The sequence below is a fragment of the uncultured Dialister sp. genome, from assembly GCF_937959425.1.
GTDB lineage: Bacteria > Bacillota > Negativicutes > Veillonellales > Dialisteraceae > Dialister.
Genome location: NZ_CALGPS010000194.1, coordinates 1 through 6550 on the forward strand (window position 1 = coordinate 1; position 6550 = coordinate 6550).

The 6550-nt window shown below is 54.9% G+C and carries 6 protein-coding genes; 1 reads left to right on the forward strand and 5 read right to left on the reverse strand.

All coding sequences use genetic code 11. The features are described 5' to 3' along the window. Positions 1–876: 876 nt before the first annotated feature. The gene (locus Q0482_RS08130; RefSeq protein ID WP_299145322.1) at positions 877–1542 is read right to left on the reverse strand and encodes a Crp/Fnr family transcriptional regulator; all 666 of its coding nucleotides are present in this window, start codon (positions 1540–1542) and stop codon (positions 877–879) included. A 144-nt stretch (positions 1543–1686) separates the two neighbouring features. Here Q0482_RS08130 and Q0482_RS08135 point away from each other — a divergent pair, with 144 nt between their 5' ends. Further along, on the forward strand, positions 1687–2010 hold the full coding sequence (locus tag Q0482_RS08135; protein WP_299145323.1) for a cupin domain-containing protein: 324 nt from the start codon (positions 1687–1689) through the stop codon (positions 2008–2010). 145 nt (positions 2011–2155) lie between these two features. Here the strand turns inward: Q0482_RS08135 and Q0482_RS08140 are convergent, their stop codons facing one another. The 4 genes from Q0482_RS08140 to Q0482_RS08155 all read right to left on the reverse strand — a co-directional run. Beyond that, positions 2156–3601, reverse strand: a complete 1446-nt coding sequence (locus Q0482_RS08140) for a hypothetical protein (protein ID WP_299145324.1) — start codon at positions 3599–3601, stop codon at positions 2156–2158. 11 nt (positions 3602–3612) lie between these two features. After that, positions 3613–4503 carry a M48 family metalloprotease gene (locus Q0482_RS08145; RefSeq protein ID WP_299145326.1) on the reverse strand — a complete coding sequence of 297 codons (891 nt, stop codon included), beginning with the start codon at positions 4501–4503 and terminating at the stop codon, positions 3613–3615. 346 nt (positions 4504–4849) lie between these two features. Beyond that, the gene (locus tag Q0482_RS08150) at positions 4850–6130 is read right to left on the reverse strand and encodes a glutamate-5-semialdehyde dehydrogenase (RefSeq protein ID WP_299145328.1); all 1281 of its coding nucleotides are present in this window, start codon (positions 6128–6130) and stop codon (positions 4850–4852) included. Between the two features lie 71 nt (positions 6131–6201). Further along, positions 6202–6550, reverse strand: a 349-nt coding sequence (locus Q0482_RS08155; RefSeq protein WP_299145329.1) for a hypothetical protein, incomplete at its 5' end; no start/stop codon positions are given.

Consider the following 6550-nt stretch of genomic DNA (forward strand, 5'->3'; position numbering starts at 1 on the left):
AAGCGGGGGCACTATGGACGCTCTGCAATGTGCCACATGAGTCTACAGGAAGGCGTAGAGCGGTTTATTCTCCCCCCTGAATAGGGGGGAGTCCGGCGCAGCCGGATAGGGGGTGGCGACCGGAGGTCGCCAATTCCCGCCAACGGGTATTTACTAACGTTTGTCTCATATGTGCCGCTGGCGAGGAGGGCGCCTTACGGCGCCAATAGAAAAGCCGCCTTTCGGCGGCACCCCCTTTGGTGGCTGGCGCCACCACCTTTCCCCCGCTGAAGCGGGGGCACTATGGACGCTCACCATTCAGCCACATATAATACTGCAGGTAATCATTGAGAGGCCTATTCTCCCCCCCCTGAATAGGGGGGAAAAGTCCGGCGCAGCCGGATAGGGTGGCCACGATAGTGGCCAATTCACCGTAATGCATAGCGTGAATTAAGCAGCAGGAGGGCATTACCGTAACGTCAGGCTCCTTTCTCAGAAAGGAGCTGCCCGACAGGGCTGAGGATAGGCCTGAATATACGACGCGCAGCTTTATGTGTCACATTAGGCCCTTGCGGGCCTCGGCCTTTCTGCGAAAGGCCGCTATCATCCGTCGCCTGACGGCGCCACCTTCTTCCAGAGAAAGAAGGCTTTTGCACTACGTTATGTACCCTTGGTGACGCAAAAGGCATTCCCGTAACGCTGACTTTATACTCATCGCCCGCAGGGCGATACCTTCCCCTCTGAACCCTTTGAACCTTCTGAACCCTTTGAACCCTCACGCCGTAGGCGTGTCCAATGGCGGCGATACCACAACCCTCGGCCCCGCAGGGGCCGTCAAACCTAAGAACCTTAAGAACCTTCGCCCGCAAAGCGGGCGTCAACCTTCCTCTCTGAACCCTATTCCTCCGCCATTTCCCGCAGTTTTTCTCTGTCAGTAATCCCGATTTCCTTTCCTTTTCTGCGGATGATGTTTTTTTCTTCCAGCAGGTGGAGTTTGCGGGACAGGGTTTCGGGGGTGGTGCCCAGGTAGGCGGAGAGGTCTTTCATTTTCATGGGGATTTCTACCGTGTCCTTCTCATTTTCATTGGAAAGGGCGGTGAGGTAGGAGGCCAGTCTTGTTTCCACTTTTTCCATCATGAGGAAGCGGGTCTGGTTTTCTGTGTCCGCCATGCGCTGGGCGTTCATTTCCAGAAGTTTCAGGGCCAGGCTGGGGGTTTTCAGGAGGAGGGCGTTGAAGTCGGTTTTGCGGAGGAGGCAGGTGTCCGTTTCTTCCAGGGTGTCGATGTAAATGCTTTGGGTTCTGGCACCCAGGAGGGCATTGACCCCTTCGTAGCTGCCGGGGGTGAGGAGGCGGAGGAGCTGTTCTCTGCCGCTGCTGGAGAGCATGTACACTTTCATGGAGCCTTCTGCCACGATGATGAGGAGGGGGTCTTCGCCTGGCTGCCATACGGTTTCGCCTTTGCGGAAGTGGCGGTGGATGATGAGGCTTTCTACTTGGTTCTGTTCCTCTTCGGTGAGTTGGTTGAAGAGGGGGACGATGGATACGCAGTGATGTTCTTTCATGGAAACCTTCTTTTAATAAAAAAATTTAGAAATTTTCGATTTCTTGACAGGTATCAAGGTTTTGGCGGCGGATTTTCTTTATACTATTGACAGTTAAAGAAATGAGAGCTTACAGAGCTCAGGTATAAAGAAAGGATGATTCATATGATTAACACAATTCAGGAAGGCGTCGTTTTCAATCTGGCAGATAAGGCGGAATTTAAGGAAGGCGGTTTCCGTCCGCTGGTGATTGACAGCAATGATAAGGCGGAGCATGTGCTTATGGCGGTGGATGCAGGAGTGCTTATTCCTGACCATCAGGCGCCGGCGGATCTCATTTTCCAGGCTTTGGAAGGGGAGGCGGTTCTTCAGGTGGGAGGCATCGACCATCCGGTGAAGAAGGGGGATTTCCTGTTCATGAAGAAGGGATCCATTCACCATCTGCAGGCGGTTACAAAGTTCAAGTTTTCCATGGTACGGATTTATTAATGATTTAGGAAAAGGCACCGGTTCTCAGCCGGTGTTTTTTAGTGGGCCGGGAAATAGGGAAGGCGGCTGTCCTTTATCGGCGGGGCGGGTTCGGGTGCCGCAGGAGCCGTCAGCCTTTCTCTCTGCCCGGAGGCTTCGCCGGCCTTTATGGCTTCAGTCCGTCCACCTGCTTCTTAATGCTTTTCACGTTATCCTGTATGTTTCTGATGGTTTTCATAGGGCCTTCTCTGTCTCTGGCTTCGTGGAGGCTCATGGCTTTTCCTGTTTCTTTATCTACCAGTTCGATGGTGCCCAGGTGGAGTTTTCCGTTGATAATGTGGAAGGCGTCGGTGCGGATGAGGCCGAAATTGGTGTCGATGGCTACGTCGTAGAAGTCCACGGCCCGCCAGCGGTTGTTGAAGGTGCCGGTAATGCGGTTGAAGGGGATGAGCATGTAGAAGCCGGGGCCGGAGGAGAAGCGGCCGAAGGCGATGAGGTGTTTCTGGTTTCCGTCGCAGTGGATTTCGCCGTCCAGGGTGACGAGGCAGTAGAATTTGGGCTCGTTGGAGGGGATGCGGCTGTCCAGATCTTCTCCGTGGAGGTAGATGTCGTAGGCCCGGCTGTCCAGGTCGTAATTTCCTTCTGCTGTTACGGTGCCGCCGTAGACTTTGGCGTTGACGCCGGTGAAGGTCATGAGGCCTTTATCGTAATGGATTTTTCCTTTCACGTCCTTAAAGTCCAGGGCAGGGATATGGAGTTCCTTCATGGTAACGTTTCCGTGGGCCTTAATATGGGAGAGGGGGCCGTCTCCGGTGGCGGTGAGGGTCATTTTGTCATGAATGTCATCGCCCAGGCCCAGGGAGGCGGGATCCACGCCTCTGGCTGTAAATTCGATCATGGTGGGGAGGTTCTTCTCTTTGAAATCGATTTCCGTGTGAAGTTCCACGCCGTCGCCTACGGCGGTGCCGCCGAAGGGGCCTGCGGTGAGGCTCAGTTTGGTCTGCCCTCTGGTATTGACGGTGCCGGTCATGCTTACGTGGTTCATGATGTAGTGGCGCTGGCGGTAGAAGGCCTGCACCCGGCCGTCATGGATGGTGAGTTTGAAGTGGAGAGGCTTTCCGCGGCGGTTGAAATTTTTCACTTTGTCTTCCAGTGTTTTTTCGGAAGGCTGGGATTCCTTCTTTTCCTTTTCTTCCCGTTTCACAAAGTCCACGTTCATGTCCTCGTCGAAGCGGACGGCGAAGACAGGGCGGTTCAGGGTGATTTCTTCCAATGTGGTAGAGACCAGGTGTTTTGAAATGACGTCCCAGGGGTTCACTTTGAAGGAGCCGGAGGGGACGCGGAGGATGGGATTTCCTTCCGGATCATCCCAGGCAAGGTTTTCAAAAGTGACGCCGCCGTGGATATTGGCGGTGATGGATTCTACGGTAATGGTGCCGCGGAGCATGTCCTGCCGGGCGGCGGCGTAGTTGAAAATGCGGGCGGCGCCGAAGCTGGCCAGCTTGGCCAGCAGGAGGATGAGGCAGAAAAGGGCAAGAAGGACGCCCAGGACGGCGAGGGCATAGGGGGCCCACTGTTTTTCATGGCGAAGTCTGGTGAGCTTTTCCTTCATAGGGATCCTCCTTAATGAGTTTCCAGGTATTTCCTGATTCTTTCTATCCGTTTCGGCGTATCGGGGTGGTCGTTCAAAAGGCTTTTGAAGAAACCGGCGCTGCCGGCGCCGTAAATGGATTCGATGTGATAGAGGCCCAGGGCGAGGCCTTTCCCCAGCCCCAGACGGCAGGCGTAGGCGTCGGCTTCATATTCTTCCTTTCGGCTGCCGAAGCGGGAGATGAAGAGCATAGGCGTCTGGAGGAGGAAGGAGAGAATGTTGTACTGCAGGCTGATGAAGAGGGCAAAGAGGTTGATGAGGATACCCAGAAAGGGAATCCAGATGAGGAGCCGGCAGATGAGGAAAATGGTGTTGTAGACAAGGACGATAATCTGGCCGAACCAGGACATGCCTACGCAGAGCAGGTTGGCGCCGGTGTGGCCCCGCTGGATGTGTCCCATTTCATGGGCCATGACGCCAAGCAGTTCTTCCTCAGGAAACTGGCGGAGAAGGGGCGCCATGACCACAATGCTCTTACCCAGGGAAAAGGCGTTGTACTCATTCCGAAGGCCCACATACAGCCGGTAGTCCGACGGGTCAAGCTCTCCCCGGCGGCAGATTTCATGGAGCCCCTCCGTCAGGAGGAGGGCGTCTTCACCATAGGCTTTCCTCCCACCTTCGGAGTAGACGAAGAAGCGCTCCATCACGCCCAGCCGGGCCAGAAGGGCAGGTATGAGCACCGATGCCAGGGTGAGTTTCAGAAGGATCGTCTCATCACCGGTTCCTGCCGGGGCACCGCCTATGTAGTACAGGGACAGCATGACGGACCAAAAGGAGTAGTCCATGATGAAATTGACGATAAAGGTAAGGATGACGAGGACAATGGGGGTGATAGACATGGGGACTCCTTTCTTTTGAATCATTTACAGCTTAATCATATCACGAATAAAAAACACGGTAAAATCGGGCGGTGATTTTACCGTGTTTTTCTTTATGAGACAGCTGTCAGCCGCCGGTTGTATGTGACTGCTTCGCGGTCACCGCTGCCGAAGACGGCAATCCACAATCCTCAGCCCCGTAGGGCTGTCAAACCTGGGTCGTAGACCCATCAATTTTAATAACCTTTTTCTCTTGCAATCCACGGGCCCTACGGGCCCACCCCCCTTTGGTGCCTGCGGCACCACCTTCCCTCCCGCAAGCGGGGGGACAATAAAATGGCGGCGGGCTGCACCCTCACGCCGAAGGCGTGTCCGTTGGAAGCGGCTCCTCTCACAAATCCCTGAAGTGGAATTGCTTCTTTCCGGAGGCGTAGTCTCCTACAATGTGGCCGTGGCCCAGGAGTTTGTACTTGTAGGATACAAGTCCTTCCAGGCCCACGGGGCCCCGGGCGTGGATTTTGGAGGTGGAGATGCCCACTTCGGCGCCGAAGCCGTAGCGGAAGCCGTCGGCGAAGCGGGTGGAGGCGTTCTGATAGACGCCGGCGGAGTCCACCAGGGTCATGAAGCGGCGGGCGGTTTCATCATTTTCCGTAATAATGCAGTCGGTGTGGTGGGAACCGTAAGTATTGATGTGGCTGATGGCTTCATCCACGTCTGTTACCAGTTTGATGGCCAGGATGAGGTCCAGGTATTCCCTGTGCCAGCTTTCCCCTTCGGGGATGATATCTACGGGGATGATGCGGCTCACTTCTTCGCTGCCCCGGATGGTGACGCCCGCTTCGCGGAGGGCGTCTGCCAGTTTCGGCAGAAAATCGGCTGCAATATCCCGGTGCACCAGCACCGTTTCCACGGCGTTGCAGGCGGCGGTGTACTGGGTCTTCCCGTCAATAATGAGGGGGATGGCCTTTTTTATATCATAGTCTTTGTCCACGTACATGTGGCATACGCCGTCGGCGTGGCCCAGCACGGGGATGGAGGTATGGTTCATAATGTACTGCACGAAGGCGTTGGAGCCCCGGGGGATGAGGAGGTCCACCGAATCGTGGCATTCCAGCAGTTCATCGATTTCATTATGCTGCTCTGCCTGGAGAAGGCATTTTTCCGGCAGCCCTGCCTTCACCGCCGCTTCATGAATCAGGGAAAAAAGAATGCGGTTCGTATAGGTGGTTTCCTTTCCGCCCTTCAGGATGGCGCAGTTGCCGCTTTTCAGGCAGAGGGAGGAAATCTGCACCAGTGCGTCGGGGCGGGCTTCAAAGATGACGCCGATGACGCCAATGGGGCAGGTGACCCTTGTGAGACGGAGGCCTTCATCCAGCTGACGGTCCAGGGTGACCCGCCCGATAGGGTCCGGCAGGGAAATCAGGCTGGTGAGCTCTGCTGTCACGTCGGCAAGCTTGGCTTCGTTAAAGGTGAGCCGCTTTACCACCGCCGGCGCCACATGGTTTTCCTGGGCCAGGGCAAGGTCCTTCCGGTTCGCCTCAAAAATTTCCTCTTTATGGGCATTGAGAGCCTCCCGAATGCAGGCAAGGGCTTCATTCCTCTTTTCCATCGCCGTGGCGGCCAGCAGCGGTGACGCCAGCTTCATCTGTTTCGTTTCTTCGCGTATATTCATAGGAAAATCTCCTTTTTAGGAAAATGCAGTTTTATATTATATCTTCATTGTAGGGGACTATGGGAAGAGAGTCAATAAGGGGATTGGTTTCCTGCCGCGATGAACCACATTGGTGTCATGTTCGGCAGGAAACTGTACGCGAATAGTTTCCTGTCGGTAAGAAACAGCAGTAGTGTCATGCTCAATAGGAAACTATACGCGAATAGTTTCCTGTCGGTAAGGAATACCGTTGGTGTCATGCTCAGCAGGAAACCTTTCGCGAATAGTTTCCTGTCGGTAAGAAACGGCAGTGGCGTCATGCTCAATAGGAAACCTTTCGCGAATAGTTTCCTGTCGGTAAGAAACGGCAGTGGCGTCACGCTCAGTAGGAAACCTTTCGCGAATAGTTTCCTGTCGGTAAGAAACGGCAGTGGCGTCACG

Coding starts and splice junctions, on each gene's coding strand:
- Q0482_RS08130 (WP_299145322.1), bottom strand. CDS start 1,542: ATGAAAGAACATCACTGCGTATCCATCGTCCCCCTCTTCAACCAACTC.
- Q0482_RS08135 (WP_299145323.1), top strand. CDS start 1,687: ATGATTAACACAATTCAGGAAGGCGTCGTTTTCAATCTGGCAGATAAG.
- Q0482_RS08140 (WP_299145324.1), bottom strand. CDS start 3,601: ATGAAGGAAAAGCTCACCAGACTTCGCCATGAAAAACAGTGGGCCCCC.
- Q0482_RS08145 (WP_299145326.1), bottom strand. CDS start 4,503: ATGATTCAAAAGAAAGGAGTCCCCATGTCTATCACCCCCATTGTCCTC.
- Q0482_RS08150 (WP_299145328.1), bottom strand. CDS start 6,130: ATGAATATACGCGAAGAAACGAAACAGATGAAGCTGGCGTCACCGCTG.